Origin of the sequence: Cupriavidus basilensis (assembly GCF_008801925.2) — a bacterium.
Classification (GTDB): Bacteria; Pseudomonadota; Gammaproteobacteria; order Burkholderiales; family Burkholderiaceae; genus Cupriavidus; species Cupriavidus basilensis.
Genome location: NZ_CP062804.1, coordinates 2,666,106 through 2,686,370, shown reverse-complemented (window position 1 = coordinate 2,686,370; position 20,265 = coordinate 2,666,106). Strand labels below are relative to the sequence as shown.

The window sequence follows — 20,265 nt, the reverse complement described above, 5'->3', positions numbered from 1 at the left end:
CGTCGCTCCGGAAATCTGTCCGGGGCGAGGATGAAGCGCGCGCGATGAGAATAAAAGGAGCCGGGAAGATGCGTTGGTTGCGAAACTTTGGCATTGGGGTGCGCCTGACGGTAGCGTTTTCGCTCGTGGCGCTGCTGCTGATTGCCGTGGCCGTGCTGGGCATGCTGTCCCTGCGCACCATGAACGAATCAATGCGCCTGACGGTGGAAGGGCGCCTGTTCAAGGTGCTGGAGATCGAGCGTGTCAAGCAAGATGCGCTACGCACCGGCATCCTGGTGCGCGATGCCACGCTGAACGAGGATCCGGTTGCCGTGCGGCGCAACGCCGAGCGCATCGGCGCGCTGCGCCAGGACATGCGCGGCACGCTGGATGAACTCGGGAAATGGCTTTCCACGTCCGCCAGGCCTGAGATCCAGGAAACCTATCGTGCCCTGGTCGAGGCACGCAATGCCTACGACACCCAGCTCGACACGGTGCTGCGCCAGTTGCAGGGCGGCGAGTTCGACAGCGCGCGCAGCGCGCTGGTCGCGACCCTGCCGGCAGCCCAGGCGCCTTACTTCGACAAGCTGAGCGAATTGTCCGACGGGGGCCGCAAGGTAGCCGCCGCCGCCGTGCAAGAGGCCAACGCCAGCTATGAGATGGCGCGCAACCTGCTGCTGGGCCTGGCTGCCGCCGCGGTCACGCTGGCCGCCGTCCTCGGCATTGGCATCACGCGCTCGATCACGCGCCCGGCGCGGCAAGCGCTGGACGCGGCACAAGCGCTTGCTCATGGCAACCTGACTTATGTCATCCAGGCCAGCAGCGATGACGAGATGGGCCGCATGCTGAGCGCGCTGGAGCGCGCTTTTGGGCAGTTGGCAACACTGGTGCACGGCATCCAGGGCGCGACGCGCTCGATCGATGGCGCGACCCGGGAAATCGCCAGGGGCAATACCGACCTGTCCCAGCGCACGGAAGAGCAGGCGGCATCCCTGGAGCAGACCGCGGCCTCCATGGAACAGCTCACCTCGACGGTCAAGCAGAACGCGGCCAATGCGCGCCATGCCAACGAACTGGCGGTCAGCGCTTCCGGCGTGGCGACGGCGGGCGGGCACGCTGTGCGCGGCGTGGTCGAGACCATGCAGCATATTTCGCGATCGTCGGCCAAGGTCGCCGAAATCGTCGGCGTGATCGAAGGGATTGCCTTCCAGACCAATATCCTGGCGCTCAACGCGGCCGTGGAAGCCGCTCGCGCCGGTGAGCAAGGACGTGGCTTTGGCGTGGTGGCCGCGGAGGTGCGCAGCCTGGCACAGCGGTCGTCGTCGGCGGCCAAGGAGATCGGCCAGCTGATCAATGGCTCGGTGGGGCAGGTGGCCCATGGCGCCAAGCAGGTCGAGGACGCCGGCCGCACCATGGACGATATCGTCGGGGCGGTGAAGCGCGTGACCGACATCATGGGCGAGATCGCCGCGGCCAGCGAGGAGCAATCCTGCGGCATCGAGCAGGTCAACCGCGCCATCAATCAGATGGAAAGCGTGACGCAGCAGAACGCCGCGCTGGTGGAGCAAGCCGCCGCCGCCGCCGAGAGCCTGCAGCAGCAGGCCGCCGGGCTGGTCGACGATGTATCCAGGTTCCAGGTGACGCCGGCGCAAACGCAAGTTGCGCGGGCGCCGGCACCGGTGGTAGCTCCAGCACGTGTGGCGCCGGCCGCCGCCGGGCGGCGCCCGGCGGCGCACACGGCCGCTGGTGGCAAGAGCCACCCGCCGGCCCGCCCGGGGGCGGCTCGCCCGACCCCGGCCAAGCCCGTGGCTCCAGTCGCTCGTGCTGCCCAGGCAGTGCAGGTGGTTCAAGCGGCACCGGCAGCGCCGGCAGCACGAGTAGCACCAGCAGCCGCCACCAGGCCGGCGGCCCGGCCAGCCGCCGTGGCGCCACGTGCTGGCGCGGCCCGCACTCCCCGCGAGCCGGTGTTGCCCAGCAAGACCCGCGCACCGGTGGTGCGCCAGGGCCGCGAACCGGTGCTGTCTTCCAAGACGCTGCCCGCCGCCCGCCAGGCCAAGCCTGCTGCCGTGGCCGCACCGGCGCCGCGCCGCACAGCGCGCACCTCGGTTGCCGGCAACCCGGCCGTGGCTGCCGGAGACTGGGAATCGTTCTGAGTCCGGCCACATCGCCTTGAATGTCGCCTTGGCGGCGTTCAGGTCGGGAGCCCGGCAAGGCGCCGGGGCGGCTGCAAGGCGCAAGGCTTAGGCCTACAATAGCGCCCTTGTATACAAAAACAGACAGGAGCGATGCCGGCCGTTCACGGCGGCACCGCACTCCATGTCCCTCGCCGCAAGCGTTCTCTCTCCCCAGCGCCCATGACCGCCGTCTCCATGCCGCCCCTCCTGGCGGCTTCAGCTCCGCCTTCATCCGCCCGGTCACCCGCGACCGCGATCGCCTCGGCCACTTCCGCGTCCTCCGAGGCCGCGGACGCTGGCGGCAACCCTCGCAACACGGCATCCGTCCCCTCGCCGGTTCCGCCGGTACCGGTGATGCAGATCATTTTCGGGCTGATGCTGGCCATCCTGCTGGGGGCGCTGGAGCAATCGATCGTGGCCGTGGTGTTGCCGGAGATCGCGCTGCAGCTTAACGGTTTCGAGGAGATGGCCTGGGTGGTCTCGGCCTATCTGGTGGCCTCCACGGTGGTGACGCCGATCTACGGCAAGCTCTCGGATCTGCTCGGGCGGCGCTCGGTCCTGTCGTTTGCCATCGTGTTGTTCTTCCTGGCATCGATCGCATGCGCGCTGGCGCAGACCATGCCGCAACTGATCATCGCGCGCGTCCTGCAAGGGCTGGGCGGCGGTGGCCTGATCTCGGTGTCGCAGGCCACCATTGCCGATGTGGTGCCGCTGCGCGACCGCGGCCGCTACCAGGGGTATGTGAGCGGCGTCTGGGCCGTGGCCAGCATGGCGGGCCCGGTGATCGGCGGCTACCTGGCGCATTACCTGTCGTGGCGCTGGATTTTCTGGATCAACCTGCCGCTGGCGCTGCTCGCGCTGCTGGTGGTCCGCCGTGCGCTCAAGCACCTGCCAGCGGGCGGGCGCCGCCATCGCATCGACTACGTCGGCGCGCTGCTGTTCGGTGGTGGCCTGACCGGCGTGCTGGTGTTCCTGACCCGGCTAGGGCAGGGCCAGTCTGCCGCAACGCCGCAGACGCTCGGCCTGCTGGTGGCCGGGATGGTCGCCATGGTGCTGTTCGTGTGGCAAGAGCGCCGGGTGGCGGACCCGATGATCCCGCTGGACATGCTGCGCGTGCCGACGGTCACGATCTGCTGCATCACGCTGTTCCTGTGTTTTTTCCAGCTGATCGCCATGTCCGTGCTGCTGCCGCTGCGCTTCCAGGTAGTGGGCGGCGTGCAGGCCGACAGCGCCGCGCTGCGGCTGGTGCCGCTGACGCTGTCCATCCCGTTTGGCGCCTTTATCTCGGGCCGGCTGATGACGTGGAGCGGGCGCTACAAGCCGCTGCAGCTGGCGGGCTCGCTGGTTGCGCCGCTGGCGATTGTCGCGCTGGCGTTCGTGGATCCGCACGCGGTCCTGCTGACCGCGCTGGTGATGGTGATGCTCGGCCTGGCCATCGGGCTGCAGCTGCCAAGCGGCCTGGTGGCTACCCAGAACGCGGTGCCTGCCCACCAGGTGGGCGTGGCCACGGCGCTGACCGCCTTCTCGCGCATGCTTGGCGGCGCGGTTGGCGTGGCGGTGCTGACCACCGTGCTGATCGCACTGTTGCGCCATGGCGGCATGGGTATAGCGGACCTGGCCGGCGGCGAGGACATCCTGATGAGCATGTTCCATCGCGCCATGGTGGGGGGCGATGCGGGCACTTCGGCCGATGCCGGCGCGGTGCGCGCGGCGGCCGAGGTGGCGTTCCGCACTTTGTTCCTGCTCAGCGCCGCCGTGTCGCTGGTGGCGCCCTTCCTGGTGGCGCGTTTGCCGGAGGCCGCCTTGCGTGGCAGCACCAGCACCAGCGCGGCAGCCAGCATGGATTGACGGCGCACACAGACAGGTTGAGGCCGGGTGAGGCCGCGCTACCCGGCCAGGTCAGGGGCTCTGCGCCTCTGGCGCGCTGCTTTTCCCCAGGAAGCCGAACTCCACCGGCGTCTTGGCGTAGAACACCTGGACGTCTTCCAGGGCGAGGCGGTCGAACAGCCGCTGCACTTCCTCCTCCGTGGCAATCACGGTGATCTCCTCTGGCCGGTCGGCCAGCTCCAGGAAGTGCCAGGTGTGAAAGCGGCGGTCATGGCCGATGCCTTCGGCCGCCACCATATGCGTGGCGCCACGGATCTGCAGTTCGCGCAGGATCTGCAGTAGCCAGTGGGATAGCTGCTTGCCGTGGTGGCGGCGGTTTTCGATGGTGAACAGCGTGAGTTGGAAGCCTTGCACGGCAGCCCCCCTTTTGTCCCCTTGCGGCGGTGTTCGCGTGCCGCGGACGTGGCATGGACGGCGTGCGCCTGGTGGGGTGCCGTCTTTAGTTTAGGCGCGAAACCTGCTTCCCCAAAAAACAAGGGATTACCCTAGCCCCGCTGCGGGAAAGGGCGGGCTATATTTCCATTTGTCTCAATAGCGATTCATGGTTTTATATATAAAACAAAAACCAAAGAGTCACTCTTATTACGCCAACCCTTAGCAGGCCCACAGTGCGACATCCGAAGTCCGAAACCAACCGCAGGCGCGCACTGCGCCGGCCCGCCGCAGCCTGCCTCGCGATCTCCTGCCTGTGGATTGGCGCTGCACCAGCGGTGCGCGCCGCGCAACCCGCCTCTGCCTGCAGCGCACTGCGCATTGTCGTGCCGTTCCCGGCAGCCGGCCCGGCCGACCTGCTCGCGCGCACGCTCGCGCAGGGTTTGCACCAGCGCCGCGGCATGACCGTGGTGGTGGACAACAAGCCCGGGGCCAATGGCAATATCGGCATCGATGCGGTGCGCCGAGCGCCGGGCGATGGCTGCACCTTGCTGGTGGCGCCGGCCGGCAACCTGACCATCAACCCCACGCTGTTCCCGGCACTGTCTTATCAGGTCGAGCGCGACTTCCTTCCCGTGTCGCTACTGGCAAGCTCACCCAATGTCCTGGCGGTGCACCCTTCCGTGCGCGCCAGTTCCGTGCAGGAGTTGGTGGCGCTGGCCCAGCGCGCCAGGCCGCCGCTTGGCTATGCCAGCCCAGGCGTGGGCAGCGGCCTGCACCTGGCAGGCGAGCTGTTCCGCCAGCAGACCGGCATCGCGCTGCTGCACGTGCCCTACAAGGGCACCACGCAGGCGCTCAACGATGTGGTGGGCGGGCAGGTGCCGATCCTGTTCGGCACGCTGCCCACGCTGGCGCCGTTTATCCGCTCCGGCGCCTTGCGCGCGCTGGCCGTGACCCAGGCCACGCGCTCGCCCGCGGCGCCCGCGATTCCGTCGCTGGCTGAGCAGGGCGTGCGCGGCATCGAGGTCAGCTCGTGGTACGCGCTGATGGTGCCGCGCGCCACGCCGGCGCCGGTGGTGCAGGCGCTTTATGCCGACGTGCGCGAAGTCTTCGGCGGCAAGGCGGTGCGTGAGGAACTCGCGCGCCAGGGCATGGAGCCGGTTGCCAGCACGCCCGATGCGCTTGCCGTGCGTATCCGTCAGGAAAGCGCGAGCTGGGCCGAGCTGATCCGCGCGCGCGGCATCAAGGCTGAATAACGCAATAACGCAAGCCGGCGATGGCCGCCGGCTTGCGTCATCCCCCCCCTTCACGCCCGACGCGTCACTCCCGCCCATCCTCCGGCGCGGCGCCTTCGGCATCCAGCCCCTTCATGTTTTCCAGCAGCTTGAGCAGGTAGTGCAGCGTGTGGGTGATGTCGCTGGTTGAAAAATCGGTCAGCGCCCGCTCGTAGTAATCCCGGATCTTGGGCTGCGCCAGGCGCAACCACACGTGACGCCCGGTCTGCGTCATGGTGACCAGCCGCGAGCGCCGGTCGCGTCCGTCGGGCGCCATGCTCAGGTGGCCGTCGCGCTCCATGCGGCTGATCAGGCCCGACAGGTTCTGCCGGCTCACCATCAGGTAGCGCGCCAGGTCGCCCACGCTCATGCCGTCGGCCGCCTGTGGCCGCGACAGCGCGCCCAGCACGGCCCACTGCTGCGTCGTCAGGCCTTCGGCCTCGACCGCCCTTGACCCCGTTTTATGCAACATATTTGCGCATTGGTATAGGCGAAAGAACAACCTGTTTGCCATTTCCATGCGCGCGGCCGGGGCAAGATCATCATCAAAATCGGGGTTAACCATCATAAATTCCTGAGTAGCCGTACTTGCATCGGTCCAGCTGTCCGCCTAGTATACGTCAATATATTTACGTATTTAAACGCTGGCGCGCGACCTATCAGCCGCACGATAGCACCCTGGACCACGAAGGAGAACACTGTGCAAAGACTCGAAGGCAAGACGGTCATCGTGACCGGTGGTGGCGGTGGCATCGGCGGGGCAACCTGCCGGCGCTTTGCGCGGGAGGGCGCCGCCGTGGCCGTGCTCGACCTGAACCTGGCGGCCGCGCAGCAGGTCGCCGCCAGCATCCGCGAAACCGGCGGCCGCGCCGAAGCATTCCAGTGCGACATCACGGACCGCGCCAGCGTCGACGCCGCCGTGGCGGCCACCGCCAGCCAGCTTGGCCCCATCGACGTGCTGGTCAACAACGCCGGCTGGGACGTGTTCAAGCCCTTCACCAAGACCGAGCCGGCGCAATGGGACCGCCTGATCGCCATCAACCTCACCGGCGCGCTGCACATGCACCACGCGGTGCTGCCCGGCATGGTGGAGCGCAAGCGCGGGCGCATCGTCAATATCGCCTCTGACGCCGCACGGGTGGGTTCCTCCGGCGAGGCGGTCTACGCCGCTTGCAAGGGCGGCCTGGTGTCGTTCTCCAAGACCATCGCGCGCGAGCACGCCCGCCACGGCATCACCGTCAACGTGGTGTGCCCCGGCCCAACCGATACCGCGCTGTTCGAGGATTACAAGCAAGGCGCCGGCAACCCGGAAAAGCTGATCGAGGCCTTCACCCGCTCGATCCCGCTGGGCCGCATCGGCCAGCCGGAGGACTTGCCCGGCGCCATCGTGTTCTTTGCCAGCGACGATGCGGCCTTCGTCACCGGCCAGGTGCTGAGCGTGTCGGGCGGGCTGACCATGAACGGCTGAACCCGGCTGCAGCGGCTGCAGCGGCTGCCAAGGCAATGAAGACAACAAATGCAACGGAGACAACGACCATGAACTACGAAGACATTCTCTACGACGTGCGCAACGGCGCGGCCTGGATCACCATCAACCGCCCCGAGAAGATGAACGCCTTCCGCGGGCGCACCTGCGACGAACTGATCCACGCCATCAACCGCGCCGGCTATGACCGGGAGATCGGCGCCATCGTGCTCGCCGGCGCCGGCGAAAAAGCCTTCTGCACCGGCGGCGACCAGTCCGCGCATGAAGGGCAGTACGACGGCCGCGGCACGATCGGCCTGCCGATGGAAGAGCTCCACAACGCCATCCGCGACGTGCCCAAGCCTGTCATCGCCCGCGTGCAGGGCTACGCCATTGGCGGCGGCAATGTCATCTGCACGATCTGCGACTTCACCATCGCGTCCGAGAAGGCCGTGTTCGGGCAGGTCGGCCCCAAGGTCGGCTCGGTCGATCCCGGCTACGGCACCGCCTTCCTGGCTCGCGTGGTGGGCGAGAAAAAAGCGCGCGAGATCTGGTATATGTGCCGCCGCTATCCGGCTGCCGAAGCCCTCGCCATGGGCCTGGTCAACGCTGTCGTCCCCCATGAACAGCTCGACGCCGAAGTCCAGAAGTGGTGCGACGAGATCATGGAGAAGAGCCCCACCGCGCTGGCCATCGCCAAGCGCTCGTTCAACATGGACACGGCCCACCAGAGCGGCATCGCCGGCATGGGCATGTACGCGCTCAAGCTCTATTACGACACCGAGGAATCGCGCGAGGGCGTCACCGCCTTCCAGGAAAAGCGCAAGCCCGATTTCCGCAAGTACGCCAAGTAGGCTGCCATAGCCGCCATAGCCGCCATAGCCGCCATAGCCGCCATTGCGCTCGCAAGCAACGCGGACGCACGGTGCATCGCATCAGCCCGCCGTGCGGCAAGACCTCCCGGAGACGCCATGAACCCCTATCTCGACGAAGACCTGGCCGCGCTCGGCGACCATGCCCGCCGCTTCGCCACCGAACGTATCGCGCCCGGCTTCCTGGCGCGCGACCGCACCCGCGAGCTTGACCGCGCGCTGATGCGCGAAATGGGCCAGATGGGCTTTATCGCCCCCGAGCTGCCCGAGCAATACGGCGGCCAGGGCCTGGGCTGCCTGGCCGCCGGCATGATCCACGAAGAAGTGGCGCGCGCGGACCTGAGCCTTTCCTACATCAACCTGCTGGCCTCGCTGAACGGGCAGATCCTGGCGCATCACGCTGCCCCGGAGATCGCGCGGCCGTGGCTACAGCGCCTGACGCAAGGCGAAGCGCTGTTCGCCATCGCGCTGACCGAGCCGCGCGGCGGCTCGGACGCGGCCAACCTGCGCCTGCGCATGGAGCGCGCCGGCGACCACTACGTGCTCAACGGCGAGAAGACCTCCATCTCCGCCGCCGACCAGGCCGACGCCGCGGTAGTGTTCGCGCGCAGCGGCTCCGTCGAGGCGGGCGCGCGCGGCGTGTCTGCGCTGCTGGTGCCGATGGACCTGCCCGGCATCACCACCAACCGCTTCGACTGCCACGGCCAGCGGGCCATCGGGCGCGGCTCGATCTTCTTCGAGAACGTGCGCGTGCCCGTCAGCCATCTGCTTGGCAAGGAAGGCGAGGGCTTTGTGCAGGTGATGCAGGGCTTCGATTTCTCTCGCGCGCTGATCGGCCTGCAGGTACTGGCGGTGGCCAGGGCGAGCCTGGAAGAAACCTGGGAATACGTGGCCGAGCGCCAGGCCTTCGGCAAGCCGCTGGCCGCCTTCCAGGGCGTGTCCCATCCGTTGGCCGATTTCGAGACGCAGGTCACTGCCGCGCGCCTGCTGTGCCTGCAGACGCTCTGGCTGAAAGACCACAACCTGCCGCACACGGCCGAAGCCGCGATGTGCAAGTGGTGGGCGCCCAAGCTGGCCTACGACGTGGTGCACCAGTGCCTGCTGTCGTTTGGCCACGGCGGCTACGACCGCGGCCCGATGGAGCAGCGCCTGCGTGATGTGCTCGGCTTCCAGATCGGCGACGGCACGGCCCAGATCATGAAGACCATCATCGCCCGTACCCGCGCGGGCCGGGAAGCGGTACCAGCCTGATATCGCGAGCGAGCAGGCCTGAGCAAAACGACAACAACGAGGAGACACGCCATGGAATTCGACGCCATCCTGCTGCCCCCGCGCCGCGCGTCCAGCGTCGCGCAAGGCCTCTGGCCAGAGCGCACCATCAACGATGCGCTGGACGACTGCCTGGCCACCTGCCCCGACAAGGTGGCGCTGAGCGCATTGCAGGTGGAGAGCGGCGAAACCACGCAACTGACGTACCGGGAACTGGCCGGGCAGGCCGGGCGCATCGCGGCGGGCCTCGCCAGCCTGGGCGTTGGCGCCAACGATGTCGTGTCCTGCCAGTTGCCCAACTGGTGGCAGTTCACCGCGCTCTACCTTGCCTGCGCGCGCCTTGGCGCGGTGCTCAATCCGCTGATGCCGATCCTGCGCGAGCGCGAGTTGTCGTTCATGCTCCGGCACGCGTGCAGCAAGGTCGTGGTGATTCCAAAGCGCTTTCGCGGGTTTGACTACGAAGCCATGTTCGATGGCTTGCGCCAGGCGCTGCCTGACCTGAGGCACGTGGCCGTGATCGGCGGCGCCGGGCCCGATTCGTTCGAGACCTTGCTGGCCGGCGCCGGCGCGCCGGACCTGGCGGCTGGCCATCGCCCCGGCCCGGACGACATCACCCAGCTCATCTACACCTCCGGCACCACCGGCGAGCCGAAGGGGGTGCTGCATTCGTCCAATACGCTCATGGCCAATATCGTCACGTACGCCGAACGCCTGCGCCTGGGTGCGGACGACGTGATCCTGATGGCCTCGCCCATGGCGCACCAGACCGGCTTCATGTACGGCCTGATGATGCCGGTCATGCTGGGCGCGAGCGTAGTGCTGCAGGACGTCTGGGAGCCGCGCAAGGCCGTAGCGCTGATCCGGCAGGAAGGCGTTACCTTCACCATGGCCTCCACGCCGTTCCTCACCGACCTGGCCCGCACGGTCACCGAGACTGGCTGCGCCGTGCCCACGCTGCGCGCCTTCCTGTGCGCCGGCGCCCCTATCCCCGGCGCACTGGTGGAGCTGGCGCGCGGCGCGCTGGGCGCCAAGGTGATCTCCGCCTGGGGCATGTCGGAAATGGGCGCGGTGACCACCACGCTGCTCGAGGATGACGATGAGCGCGCCTCCAGCACCGACGGATGCCCGTTGCCAGGCGTGGAAGTGCGCGTGGTCGACGTAGCGGGCGCGGCGCTGCCAGTGGGCGCCAGCGGCCGCCTGCTGGTGCGCTCCTGCTCCAATTTCGGCGGCTACCTGCGCCGTGCGCACCTGAACGATACCAATGCGGACGGCTGGTTCGATACCGGCGACCTGGCCCGCATCGATGCGCGCGGCTACATCCGCATCGACGGCCGCAGCAAGGACGTCATCATCCGCGGCGGCGAGAACATCCCCGTGGTCGAAATCGAAACCCTGCTGTACCGCCACCCGGCCATCGCGCAGGTGGCCATCGTCGCCTATCCCGACGAGCGCCTCGGCGAGCGCGCCTGCGCCTTCGTCGTGACCCACGACGGCCAGCCATTCGACATGGCGGCGATGGTGGACTTCCTCAAGGCGCAGAAGATGGCCACGCAGTACATCCCCGAGCGGTTGGTTGTGCAAGGTGCGCTGCCTTCAACGCCAGCGGGCAAGATCCAGAAATTCAGGCTGCGCGAGCAACTTCGCCAGAGCGGGCAAGGGGAGGGCGCATCCAGTGACCGCGCATGAAGCCACGCCTGCGAGCGACGAGAACCTGGTCCTGCTGGAGATGATCGGCCGCGTCGCCGTAATCCGCCTCAATCGTCCCCGGCAGATGTACGCGCTTAGCGATGCGCTGATGGATGCGTTCGGCCTGGCGGAACTGAAGCTTGCGGTCATCCCCGGCGCGGGCGGCACGCAGCGCCTGCCGCGCGCCATCTCCAAGGCGAAAGCCATGGACATGTGCATGACGGCGCGCAACATGGATGCGGCTGAAGCGGAGCGCAGCGGGCTGGTATCGCGGGTGGTGGCCGCGGGGCGGTTGATGGATGAAGCGATGCTGAAAAAAAGGGGGGGGGGCACGTCCATTCCGCAAGGGCTCCAGTTTCCGGGAAAAGAAGTTTGAATGACAAGTCAACGGACGCTTAATACAAACCGTTTAGTGGAGAGCTGGTCGGTCAGGCTAGCTCAATGTTCGCGTGTCCACGGCTGCCCGGACGGTGGCCTTCCAAGGAAATGTCATGAAGAAGATTGTCGCTACCGCTTTCGCGCTGTGCCTTGGCGCAGCATCCATCGCCGCTCAGGCGCAAGGCAATGGCAAGGTTGATCCCTACACCCAGGGCGCCAAGGCTGGCAAAGCAGACCCGTACACCGATGGCGCCAAGGCTGGCAAGGCCGACCCCTATACCGACGGGGCCAAGGCCGGCGACAAGTTTGACCCCTATACCCAGGGCGCCAACAAGAGCTCGCGTGCCAACCTGACGGATTCGAAGGCGAAGAAGTCGCATAAGAAGCAAACCAAGAAGGCTGTGCCGGCGACAACTGCCGGGGCCTGAGCCGTTTTTCCGCGCATTAGCTGTTGCCGTATGCCTGGAAATGCCCGCCAAACCGGCGGGTTTTTTTCGACGAACCGGGTTGGCTCGCGGCCGGCGCCGCGGGCCATGCTGCCTGGTTTGCCTGCCTGGTCCCCGAGCGGAATTCAGGGTGTATCGCCGACAGGCATGATTGCCGTCGTATCGATGCGCTGGACCTTGCCCTGCTCCCGCACTTCCGTGCGGAGCACGAAGCGCTCGCTTGGGCAATACCAATCCGTGATCTGCATGACCGAAGGCGTCGTCATGATCAGCGTATCGACGAGCTGCGTCGGCCCAAGCGAGGCGTGTTTTTCGTAAGTGATCGGTATGCAATCCTTGCGGCCCAGCGCGGTATCAATCATGCGGCGCCGTCCAACGTGGCGCGAGCTGATGGTGATCGTGGCGTGCGCCGCGCGCAGCTCGCCCACCTCCTCATCCGTTCCGCGCGCATAGATCTTGAGCGTCACGCTCGAGTTGACCGTCTCGCCGCCAAGTATCGCGCCCTCGCGCAGATCTGCTCCCGCATAGTTGACCACGCCTTCGCCGACGCTTGTCGATGTGCCATAGAGCCGGGCATAGCGTGCTCTCGCGTTGATTTCCGAATGGATCTCGACGCGAACCGCCGATGGCGCAGCGAGCGGCGAGATGCTGACCAGGTCGCGCTGATCCGCAATGACCGGCGGCCCCATCAGCGCTGCCAGCGCGCTCTTCGAGTGAATATTGATGATCGCCTGGCATCGCGCCGGCGTGCTTTCCAGTAGCTCCTGGACCGTCATTATTGACATCGGCATGGCGCCGTCCGCCTCCATCCGCACCTTCGCATTCGGACGAGACCAGAGCGTTTCCCAGCAGTTTGCCTTGCCCGCCGATGGTGGCGCCGCGGCCGGCAGCGGTCTTTCGGGCAATGGGGATGATGCCGATGATTCGGACGGAATTGGCGCGTCGCTCGCGGCCCACGCCGCCACCTGGGTGGCAGACAGTGCAGCGGCGATGCCAATCGCAGCAAGCTCGCGCTTAACGCACACTTTCTTTCCCCGGGGGGCAAATTTCCATTTTACTGCCTGGGTGCGCAACCCAGGGGAGCCGGCCGTCTGCCGGGCCTGCCCAACGCTGCACGACGAAGAGGCTATCCGGAGTAAATATGCCTCGTTCGTCACGCCGCTTTTTCCCTCCTCCAGCAAGTTCTTCAACGCTTACTGTTTTTGCTATCGAAATAAAGTATCGATCTAAATAATAAATCAACCGGACGGTCGGTTTATAAATATACTGCGGCATCGGTCCACAGGAAAACGCCATGTACACCCAATCACTGGATATCCCGGGCAACGCCCAGCCGCTCGAAACGGTGCAAGCCGACATCTCGCCGGAGCAGGCGCATTTCGACGCGGTCATGGACGCTGACGGCAAGATCGAGGCGCAGGACTGGATGCCGGACGCCTACCGCAAGACCTTGATCCGGCAGATCTCGCAGCACGCGCATTCCGAGATCATCGGCATGCAGCCCGAGGGCAACTGGATCTGCCGGGCGCCGAGCCTCAAGCGCAAGGCCATCCTGCTCGCCAAGGTGCAGGACGAGGGCGGCCATGGCCTGTACCTGTACAGCGCGGCCGAAACGATGGGTGTGTCGCGCGACCAGCTGGTCGATGCCTTGCACGCCGGCAAGGCCAAGTATTCGAGCATCTTCAATTACCCCACGCCCACCTGGGCGGACGTGGGCGTGATCGGCTGGCTGGTGGACGGCGCGGCGATCATGAACCAGATCCCGCTGTGCCGCTGCACCTACGGCCCATACGCGCGCGCCATGATCCGCATCTGCAAGGAGGAGTCCTTCCATCAGCGCCAGGGCTTCGATGCGCTGCTGTCGATGATGAAGGGCACGCAGGCCCAGAAGGACATGGTGCAGGAGTCGGTGAACCGCTGGTGGTGGCCGGTGCTGATGATGTTTGGTCCCAGCGACAAGGACTCCATCCATAGCGGCCAGTCGTTCAAGTGGGGCATCAAGCGCATCTCCAACGACGATCTGCGCCAGAAGTTTGTCGACGCAACGGTCGAGCAAGCCAAGATCCTCGGCGTGACGCTGCCCGATCCCGATCTGAAGTGGAACGAGGCGCGCGGCGCGCACGACTATGGCGCGATCGACTGGGAAGAATTCTGGCGCGTGGTCAATGGCGACGGGCCTTGCAACAAGGAGCGCCTCGCCACCCGGGTGAAGGCGCACAACGATGGCGCCTGGGTGCGCGAAGCCGCGCTGGCGCATGCCCAGAAGCAGGCCGATAGACAGGCCGCCCGCGACCGCAAACAAGCTGCTTGAACAGGAGACAAAGATGAACAAGGAATGGCCAATCTGGGAAGTGTTCGTGCGTAGCAAGCAGGGCCTTGATCACAAGCATTGCGGCAGCCTGCACGCGCCCGACGCCAGCGGCGCGCTGCGCATGGCCCGCGACGTCTACACGCGCCGTCAGGAAGGCGTGAGCATCTGGGTGGTGCCCTCGGCCATGATCACGGCGTCGGACCCGGCAGACAAGGAGTCGTTCTTCGAGCCGGCTGGCGACAAGATCTATCGCCACCCGACGTTCTTCGTGCTGCCCCCCGAAGTCGACCACATGTAAGGCGGGACCCAGAACATGACCACGCCCCAACATTTGTCGTACGTGCTGCGCCTCGCCGATAACGCGCTTATCCTCGGCCAGCGCAACAGCGAGTGGTGCAGCCAGGGCCCGGCGCTCGAGGAGGACATTGCGCTGGCGAACATCAGCCTGGACCTGATCGGCCAGGCACGCCTGCTGTACTCGCACGCGGCTACCCTTGACGAAGCACTGAACGGCACACGGAAAACCGAAGACAGCTACGCCTACTTCCGCGCCGAGCGCGAGTTCGCCAACTACACCTTGGTGGAGTTGCCCCACTTCGGGCCGCTCGCCGGCACGGCCCGCGCCGAGCGCGACTATGCGGTCACGATCACGCGCAACTTCCTGTATTCCGCGCTGATGTGTCACCTCTGGACCGCGTTGCAATCGTCCACCGACACGCAACTGGCGGCCATCGCTGCCAAGTCGCTGAAGGAAACCCGCTATCACCTGACCCACGCCGCCGACTGGCTGATCCGCTTTGGCGACGGCACCGAGGAGTCGCACCGGCGCGCGCAGGCGGCGCTGGATTACCTGATGCCGTACACCCGTGAGTTCTTCGCGACCGATGCGGTGGAAACCGCGGTGGCAGCCGCCGGCATCGGTCCCCTGATGGCGGACCTTCAGCCCGCCTGGCAGGCAGACGTCGCCGCAACGGTGGCCCAGGCCACGCTCACGTTGCCGTCCGAGGCGAAACACATCACCACCGGCAAGCACGGCGAGCACTCGGAGCACATGGGCTACCTGCTTTCCGAAATGCAGAGCCTTGCGCGCCAGCATCTGGGCGCAACCTGGTAGATCAAGATGAACGTTGCAGACACGCTGATGGAGTCCGACGCCACGCTGGAGCGCGCCTGGACCGTGCTCGAAGCCGTACCTGACCCGGAAATCCCGGTGGTGTCGATTCGCGAACTGGGCATCCTGCGGGACGTACGCCGCGGCGCCGACGGCGTGCTCGAGGCCGTGATCACGCCAACCTATTCGGGCTGCCCCGCCATGTCGCAGATTGCCGAGGACATCGAGCAGGCCTTGAACGGCGCCGGGATCCGCCCCCATCGCGTGGTCACCGTGCTCGCCCCGGCCTGGACCACCGACTGGATGACCAGCGAAGCGCGCGACAAGCTGCGGCAATACGGCATCGCGCCGCCGATGGGCAACTGCGGCAGTGGCCATGCGCCGCAAGAGAAGACCATCCGCTTCGTGCCGCGCACGGCAACACACGATCAGCCCGCATGCCCGCAATGCGGCTCCGTGCACACCGAACGCCTGGCGCAGTTTGGCTCGACGGCCTGCAAGGCACTGTACCGCTGCCTCGATTGCCGCGAGCCGTTCGATTATTTCAAACCGTACTGACAAACCGTACCGACCTGGACCGACAACATGGCGACACCGCAATTTCATCCGCTGCGTATCCGCGAGGTACGGCCCGAGACCGCCGATGCGGTGACCGTCTCGTTCGAGGTGCCGGAGGCCCTGCGCGACGCGTACCGTTTCACGCAAGGGCAATTCGTCACGCTCAAGGCGCATCTTGACGGCGAGGAAACCCGCCGTTCGTATTCGATCTGCGTGGGCGTCACCGACTATGACCGCGATGGCGAGCTGCGCATCGGCATCAAGCGGGTACGCGGCGGCAGGTTTTCCAATTTCGCCTTCGACACGCTGCAGCCCGGCCACGAGATCGAGGTGATGACGCCCGATGGCCGCTTCTTCACCCACCTGAATGCCGATCTGTCGCGGTCCTACGTGGCGTTCGCGGGCGGCTCGGGCATCACGCCAGTGCTCGCGATCATCAAGACCACGCTGGAGACGGAGCCGACCAGCCGCTTTACGCTGGTCTATGGCAACCGCAGCGTCGACGCGATCATGTTTGCCGAGGAGCTCGAAGACCTCAAGAACCGCTTCATGAGCCGGTTCTCGTTGTATCACGTGCTGTCCGATGATCTGCAGGAGGTCGAGCTGTTCAACGGCGTGCTGGATCAGGCGAAATGCGAGGCCTTCCTGGCCACGCTTGTGCCCGCCGCCGAGATCGACGAAGCCTTCATCTGTGGCCCCGGCCCGATGATGGACGCCGCCGAGGCCGCGCTCAAGGCCGCCGGCGTGGCGCCCGAGAAGGTGCACGTGGAGCGCTTCGGCACGCCGCTGCCGCAAGCGGGCGTGCCGCCGATCGAGATCACCGACGACACGCCGGCCGCGGATCTGGAGCTGATCATCGACGGCAAGAAGCGCAAGCTGCGGCTGCCGTACGTGGGCGTCAGCGTGCTGGATGTCGGCCTGAGAGCGGGCCTTGCATTGCCCTATGCCTGCAAGGGCGGCGTGTGCTGCACGTGCCGGGCCAAGGTCCTGGAAGGCGAAGTCAAGATGGAAAAGAACTACACACTGGAACAGCACGAGATCGACGATGGCTTCGTGCTCACCTGCCAATGCCATCCGGTCTCCGACCGGGTTGTCGTCAGCTACGACGAACGGTAAATCGACGCACAGCAAGTGCAGTACCGCAATCCTTTAAAGAAATACGGCCCCCGCAATGAATCACGCCCTGTTTGACAAACACGAGAAGACGCTTGCCCAAGCCCTGGACGCCATCCGGACCCGAGGCTACTGGAGCCCCTTCAACGAGATGCCCAGCCCGCGCACCTACGGCGAAACCGCCGCTGCCGACGGCGAGGCGGCATTCAAGGCGCAACTCGGACGGCCCTTCGTGCTCGAGCAAGCCGGCAGCACAGGCACAGTCGGCGCGGAACATTCGCCATTCGGCTTCGCGCTGAACATCGGCTATCCCAACGCCGAGCCGGATGCGCTGATCGCGGCGGCGCAAGCGGCTCAGCTGCAATTCCGCAAGGCCGGCCCGAAGGCCTGGGTCGGCGTGAGCCTGGAGATCCTGGCGCGGTTGAACCAGGCGAGCTTCGAAATCGCGCACAGCGTCATGCACACCACCGGGCAGGCGTTCATGATGGCATTCCAGGCGGGCGGCCCGCACGCGCAGGACCGCGCGCTAGAGGCGATCACTTATGCGTGGGATGCCATGCGCGACATTCCGCAGACGGCGTACTGGGAAAAGCCGCAAGGCAAGAATCCGCCGCTCGCCATGGAAAAGCGCTTCACCATTGTCCCGCGCGGAATCGGGCTGGTGATCGGCTGCTGCACGTTTCCCACCTGGAACAGCTATCCCGGCCTGTTCGCGGACCTGGCCACCGGCAATGCCGTCATCGTCAAGCCGCATCCCGCCGCGATCCTGCCGCTGGCCATTACGGTACGCATCGCGCGGCAGGTGCTGGAGGAGGCCGGCTTCGATCCGAACGTCGTGACCTTGCTGGCCACCGCACCCAATGACGGCGCGCTGGTGCAGTCGCTGGCCACGCGCGATGAAATCCGGCTGATCGACTTCACCGGCAGCACCGCCAACGGCGACTGGCTGGAGACACATGCGCTGCAGGCGCAGGTGTACACCGAGAAGGCGGGCGTCAACCAGATCGTGATCGACTCGGCGGACGAACTGAAGGCGGTGTCGCGCAATATCGCGTTCTCGCTCGCGCTGTACTCGGGCCAGATGTGCACCGCACCGCAGAATATCTACGTGCCGCGCGATGGCATCAAGACGGCGCAAGGCACGGTCCCGTTCGAGGAGGTGGCCCAGTCCATCGCCGATGCCGTGCAAAAGCTGACCGGCGATCCGGCCAAGGCCGTGGAGCTCATCGGTGCGATCCAGAACAAGGGCGTGCTTGACCGGATCGAGCAGGTGACCAAGCTGGGCGCGCCGCTCCTTGCCAGCCAGCGCCTGGTGCATCCGGCCTACCCGGAAGCCAGCGTCAGCACGCCGGTCCTGCTGAAGCTCGACGCCCGGCGCGACGAGGATACCTTTACGCAGGAGTGGTTCGGCCCAATTGCGTTTGTGATTGCCACCGATTCCACCCGGCATTCGCTGGACCTTGCCGCGCGCATTGCTCGCACGCGCGGCGCGCTGACGCTGTCGGTCTACAGCACGGATGAACAGGTGCTCGATGCCGCTGACGAGGCTGCGGTGTCCGGCGGCGTTGCGCTGTCGGTCAACCTGACGGGCGGCGTCTTCGTGAACCAGTCGGCGGCGTTCTCGGACTTCCACGCCACCGGCGCAAATCCCGCAGCCAACGCGAGCCTTGCCGACACGGCCTTTGTCGCTAACCGCTTCCGCGTCGTGCAAAGCCGGCGGCATGTGCCGCAGCGCACCTGAACGACCGCGTACCCAGCACTACCGATCAGTAAGCAGGCACGTTGCCAACCTGGGCGGCACGACGGCTAAGACCGTTGACGCGCATGACCAGGTTGGCAGGCTGCCGCGTGGCGCCCCCGTTCCTGCCACCGTCCGTTCCTATTTTGCCGCGTCATTCTCAGGAGACAACCGTGGTCCAGCCAATTCCTCAACCGGGTGAACTCGAAGCCATCGAACTAGCCAGCCGCGACGAGCTCCAGGCGATGCAACTGGCGCGCCTCAAATGGTCGCTGCGGCATGCCTATGACAATGTGGCGCACTACCGCCGCGCCTTCGACGCCGCCGGGGTGCATCCGGACGACCTGCGCCAGCTATCCGACCTGGCGAAGTTCCCCACCACGACCAAGAAGGACCTGCGCGACAACTATCCGTTCGGGCTGTTTGCCGTGCCAAGGGACGAGGTGGTGCGCGTGCACGCATCAAGCGGCACCACCGGCAAGCCGACCGTGGTGGGCTATACGGCGAAGGACATCGACACATGGGCCAACGTGACGGCGCGCTCGATCCGTGCGGCGGGCGGCCGGCGTGGCGACACGCTGCACAACGCGTTTGGCTACGGCCTGTTCACCGGTGGCCTCGGCATTCACTACGGCGCCGAGCGGCTGGGGTGCATGGTCGTGCCCATGTCCGGCGGACAGACCGAGAAACAGGTACAGCTCATCCGCGATTTCGAGCCGTCCATCATTCTCGTCACGCCGTCCTACATGCTCAACCTGATCGACGAGATGGCGCGCCAGGGCATGAACCCGGCGGAGTCATCGCTGAAGATCGGCATCTTCGGCGCCGAGCCGTGGACCCAGGGCATGCGCAGCGAGATCGAGACCCGGGCGGGCATCCAGGCCGTCGACATCTACGGCCTCTCGGAGATCATGGGCCCGGGCGTGGCGTCCGAGTGCATTGAAAGCAAGGACGGTCCGGTGGTGTGGGAGGACCATTTCTATCCCGAGATCATCGATCCGGTCACTGGCGAAGTGCTGCCCGACGGCAGCCAGGGTGAACTGGTCTTTACCTCGCTATCCAAGGAAGCCATGCCGATGATCCGCTACCGCACGCGTGACCTGACCGCGCTGCTGGCGCCGACATCGCGCTCGATGCGCAGGCTGGCGAAGATCACGGGGCGCTCCGACGACATGCTGATCATTCGCGGCGTCAACGTGTTTCCGAGTCAGGTCGAAGAGCTGATTCTCGGCATTGCGCGGCTTAGCGGCAACTACCAGCTATGCATCACGCGCGACGGGCATATGGACTCGCTGTCCGTGTCGGTGGAGGCGCGCGCGGAGATCTGCGCCTCGCTGGCCGAAAGCGAGCGCGCGCAGCTGGCACGTGAGCTGCAGCACCGGGTGAAGACGATGATCGGCGTTTCCACGGCCGTGCGCGTCCTGAATGCCGGCGAGATCAAGACCACTGCCACGGGCAAGGCCCAGCGCGTGCTCGACTTGCGTCATCCCAGCGCTTGAGGCGGCAACTGCGGGAGGCGTGAGAAGCGAGCGAGAAGCAAGCCGATCGCAGCCGATTCACGCTGAGTGAAAAAAACTATTCAAAAACGCAAAAGGCTGTTGTACAATCCGGCCTCCGTTTCGATTGAGACGG

19 protein-coding genes and 1 pseudogene are annotated in these 20,265 nt (G+C 66.1%); 17 read left to right on the top strand and 3 right to left on the bottom strand.

Annotated features, from left to right (window positions below; genetic code table 11):
- Nucleotides 1–68 precede the first annotated feature (68 nt).
- Nucleotides 69–2,132, top strand: a complete 2,064-nt coding sequence (locus F7R26_RS32925; RefSeq protein WP_193692199.1) for a methyl-accepting chemotaxis protein — start codon at nucleotides 69–71, stop codon at nucleotides 2,130–2,132.
- Nucleotides 2,133–2,507: 375 nt separating this feature from the next.
- The gene (locus F7R26_RS32920) at nucleotides 2,508–4,001 is read left to right on the top strand and encodes an MDR family MFS transporter (RefSeq protein ID WP_150992080.1); all 1,494 of its coding nucleotides are present in this window, start codon (nucleotides 2,508–2,510) and stop codon (nucleotides 3,999–4,001) included.
- A 51-nt stretch (nucleotides 4,002–4,052) separates the two neighbouring features.
- On the opposite strand, the gene F7R26_RS32915 is transcribed toward F7R26_RS32920, so the two are convergent.
- Nucleotides 4,053–4,394 (bottom strand): DUF190 domain-containing protein, encoded by a 342-nt coding sequence (locus F7R26_RS32915; RefSeq protein WP_150992082.1) that lies wholly within the window; start codon nucleotides 4,392–4,394, stop codon nucleotides 4,053–4,055.
- Between the two features lie 254 nt (nucleotides 4,395–4,648).
- Between F7R26_RS32915 and F7R26_RS32910 the strand changes: the two genes are divergently transcribed.
- Entirely contained in the window at nucleotides 4,649–5,668 is a 1,020-nt protein-coding gene (locus tag F7R26_RS32910; protein ID WP_241754623.1) for a Bug family tripartite tricarboxylate transporter substrate binding protein, read from the top strand.
- A 64-nt stretch (nucleotides 5,669–5,732) separates the two neighbouring features.
- Here the strand turns inward: F7R26_RS32910 and F7R26_RS32905 are convergent, their stop codons facing one another.
- Nucleotides 5,733–6,251, bottom strand: a complete 519-nt coding sequence (locus F7R26_RS32905) for a MarR family winged helix-turn-helix transcriptional regulator (protein ID WP_170302004.1) — start codon at nucleotides 6,249–6,251, stop codon at nucleotides 5,733–5,735.
- A gap of 135 nt (nucleotides 6,252–6,386) precedes the next feature.
- On the opposite strand from F7R26_RS32905, the gene badH reads away from it, so the two are divergent.
- From badH to F7R26_RS32875, 6 genes and pseudogenes are all read left to right on the top strand, one after another.
- The gene (gene badH / locus F7R26_RS32900) at nucleotides 6,387–7,154 is read left to right on the top strand and encodes a 2-hydroxycyclohexanecarboxyl-CoA dehydrogenase (protein WP_150992086.1); all 768 of its coding nucleotides are present in this window, start codon (nucleotides 6,387–6,389) and stop codon (nucleotides 7,152–7,154) included.
- A gap of 68 nt (nucleotides 7,155–7,222) precedes the next feature.
- Nucleotides 7,223–8,005 (top strand): 2-ketocyclohexanecarboxyl-CoA hydrolase, encoded by a 783-nt coding sequence (badI, locus tag F7R26_RS32895; protein ID WP_043353513.1) that lies wholly within the window; start codon nucleotides 7,223–7,225, stop codon nucleotides 8,003–8,005.
- A 117-nt stretch (nucleotides 8,006–8,122) separates the two neighbouring features.
- Nucleotides 8,123–9,274, top strand: coding sequence for a cyclohexanecarboxyl-CoA dehydrogenase (aliB, locus tag F7R26_RS32890; protein ID WP_150992088.1), 1,152 nt, complete (start codon nucleotides 8,123–8,125; stop codon nucleotides 9,272–9,274).
- Between the two features lie 51 nt (nucleotides 9,275–9,325).
- Nucleotides 9,326–10,978: a cyclohexanecarboxylate-CoA ligase gene (gene aliA / locus F7R26_RS32885; protein ID WP_150992090.1), complete on the top strand. Its 1,653-nt coding sequence runs from the start codon at nucleotides 9,326–9,328 to the stop codon at nucleotides 10,976–10,978.
- Between the two features lie 118 nt (nucleotides 10,979–11,096).
- Nucleotides 11,097–11,288 (top strand): annotated as a pseudogene (locus F7R26_RS41195) (enoyl-CoA hydratase-related protein); the annotation flags it as partial.
- A gap of 181 nt (nucleotides 11,289–11,469) precedes the next feature.
- Nucleotides 11,470–11,784: an amino acid ABC transporter permease gene (locus tag F7R26_RS32875; protein WP_150992092.1), complete on the top strand. Its 315-nt coding sequence runs from the start codon at nucleotides 11,470–11,472 to the stop codon at nucleotides 11,782–11,784.
- Nucleotides 11,785–11,927: 143 nt separating this feature from the next.
- Here F7R26_RS32875 and F7R26_RS32870 read toward each other — a convergent pair whose 3' ends face one another.
- Complete coding sequence (locus tag F7R26_RS32870) at nucleotides 11,928–12,578, bottom strand: hypothetical protein (protein ID WP_241754622.1); 651 nt, start codon at nucleotides 12,576–12,578, stop codon at nucleotides 11,928–11,930.
- 13 nt (nucleotides 12,579–12,591) lie between these two features.
- Here F7R26_RS32870 and F7R26_RS41190 point away from each other — a divergent pair, with 13 nt between their 5' ends.
- The 8 genes from F7R26_RS41190 (at nucleotide 12,592) to paaK (ending at nucleotide 20,132) form a co-directional block, all read left to right on the top strand.
- Complete coding sequence (locus tag F7R26_RS41190) at nucleotides 12,592–13,032, top strand: hypothetical protein (protein ID WP_241754621.1); 441 nt, start codon at nucleotides 12,592–12,594, stop codon at nucleotides 13,030–13,032.
- Between the two features lie 64 nt (nucleotides 13,033–13,096).
- Nucleotides 13,097–14,113 (top strand): 1,2-phenylacetyl-CoA epoxidase subunit PaaA, encoded by a 1,017-nt coding sequence (gene paaA / locus F7R26_RS32865; protein WP_150992094.1) that lies wholly within the window; start codon nucleotides 13,097–13,099, stop codon nucleotides 14,111–14,113.
- A 13-nt stretch (nucleotides 14,114–14,126) separates the two neighbouring features.
- Complete coding sequence (gene paaB / locus F7R26_RS32860; protein WP_006156041.1) at nucleotides 14,127–14,411, top strand: 1,2-phenylacetyl-CoA epoxidase subunit PaaB; 285 nt, start codon at nucleotides 14,127–14,129, stop codon at nucleotides 14,409–14,411.
- A gap of 15 nt (nucleotides 14,412–14,426) precedes the next feature.
- Nucleotides 14,427–15,227 (top strand): 1,2-phenylacetyl-CoA epoxidase subunit PaaC, encoded by an 801-nt coding sequence (paaC, locus tag F7R26_RS32855; protein ID WP_150992097.1) that lies wholly within the window; start codon nucleotides 14,427–14,429, stop codon nucleotides 15,225–15,227.
- Nucleotides 15,228–15,233: 6 nt separating this feature from the next.
- Entirely contained in the window at nucleotides 15,234–15,782 is a 549-nt protein-coding gene (paaD, locus tag F7R26_RS32850; protein ID WP_150992099.1) for a 1,2-phenylacetyl-CoA epoxidase subunit PaaD, read from the top strand.
- Nucleotides 15,783–15,809: 27 nt separating this feature from the next.
- Nucleotides 15,810–16,898, top strand: a complete 1,089-nt coding sequence (gene paaE, locus F7R26_RS32845) for a 1,2-phenylacetyl-CoA epoxidase subunit PaaE (RefSeq protein WP_150992101.1) — start codon at nucleotides 15,810–15,812, stop codon at nucleotides 16,896–16,898.
- A gap of 55 nt (nucleotides 16,899–16,953) precedes the next feature.
- Nucleotides 16,954–18,636 (top strand): phenylacetic acid degradation protein PaaN, encoded by a 1,683-nt coding sequence (gene paaN, locus F7R26_RS32840; protein ID WP_150992103.1) that lies wholly within the window; start codon nucleotides 16,954–16,956, stop codon nucleotides 18,634–18,636.
- Between the two features lie 170 nt (nucleotides 18,637–18,806).
- Nucleotides 18,807–20,132, top strand: a complete 1,326-nt coding sequence (paaK, locus tag F7R26_RS32835; protein ID WP_150992105.1) for a phenylacetate--CoA ligase PaaK — start codon at nucleotides 18,807–18,809, stop codon at nucleotides 20,130–20,132.
- Nucleotides 20,133–20,265: the final 133 nt, after the last annotated feature.

What these genes read in the sequence shown, in the direction of transcription:
- aliA (WP_150992090.1), top strand. Translation starts at nt 9,326, where the DNA reads ATGGAATTCGACGCCATCCTGCTGCCCCCGCGCCGCGCGTCCAGCGTC.
- F7R26_RS32875 (WP_150992092.1), top strand. Translation starts at nt 11,470, where the DNA reads ATGAAGAAGATTGTCGCTACCGCTTTCGCGCTGTGCCTTGGCGCAGCA.
- paaN (WP_150992103.1), top strand. Translation starts at nt 16,954, where the DNA reads ATGAATCACGCCCTGTTTGACAAACACGAGAAGACGCTTGCCCAAGCC.
- paaA (WP_150992094.1), top strand. Translation starts at nt 13,097, where the DNA reads ATGTACACCCAATCACTGGATATCCCGGGCAACGCCCAGCCGCTCGAA.
- paaD (WP_150992099.1), top strand. Translation starts at nt 15,234, where the DNA reads ATGAACGTTGCAGACACGCTGATGGAGTCCGACGCCACGCTGGAGCGC.
- F7R26_RS32925 (WP_193692199.1), top strand. Translation starts at nt 69, where the DNA reads ATGCGTTGGTTGCGAAACTTTGGCATTGGGGTGCGCCTGACGGTAGCG.
- F7R26_RS32920 (WP_150992080.1), top strand. Translation starts at nt 2,508, where the DNA reads ATGCAGATCATTTTCGGGCTGATGCTGGCCATCCTGCTGGGGGCGCTG.
- paaB (WP_006156041.1), top strand. Translation starts at nt 14,127, where the DNA reads ATGAACAAGGAATGGCCAATCTGGGAAGTGTTCGTGCGTAGCAAGCAG.
- paaE (WP_150992101.1), top strand. Translation starts at nt 15,810, where the DNA reads ATGGCGACACCGCAATTTCATCCGCTGCGTATCCGCGAGGTACGGCCC.
- paaC (WP_150992097.1), top strand. Translation starts at nt 14,427, where the DNA reads ATGACCACGCCCCAACATTTGTCGTACGTGCTGCGCCTCGCCGATAAC.
- F7R26_RS32870 (WP_241754622.1), bottom strand. Translation starts at nt 12,578, where the DNA reads ATGACGGTCCAGGAGCTACTGGAAAGCACGCCGGCGCGATGCCAGGCG.
- F7R26_RS32905 (WP_170302004.1), bottom strand. Translation starts at nt 6,251, where the DNA reads ATGGTTAACCCCGATTTTGATGATGATCTTGCCCCGGCCGCGCGCATG.
- aliB (WP_150992088.1), top strand. Translation starts at nt 8,123, where the DNA reads ATGAACCCCTATCTCGACGAAGACCTGGCCGCGCTCGGCGACCATGCC.
- F7R26_RS41190 (WP_241754621.1), top strand. Translation starts at nt 12,592, where the DNA reads ATGGCGCCGTCCGCCTCCATCCGCACCTTCGCATTCGGACGAGACCAG.
- badI (WP_043353513.1), top strand. Translation starts at nt 7,223, where the DNA reads ATGAACTACGAAGACATTCTCTACGACGTGCGCAACGGCGCGGCCTGG.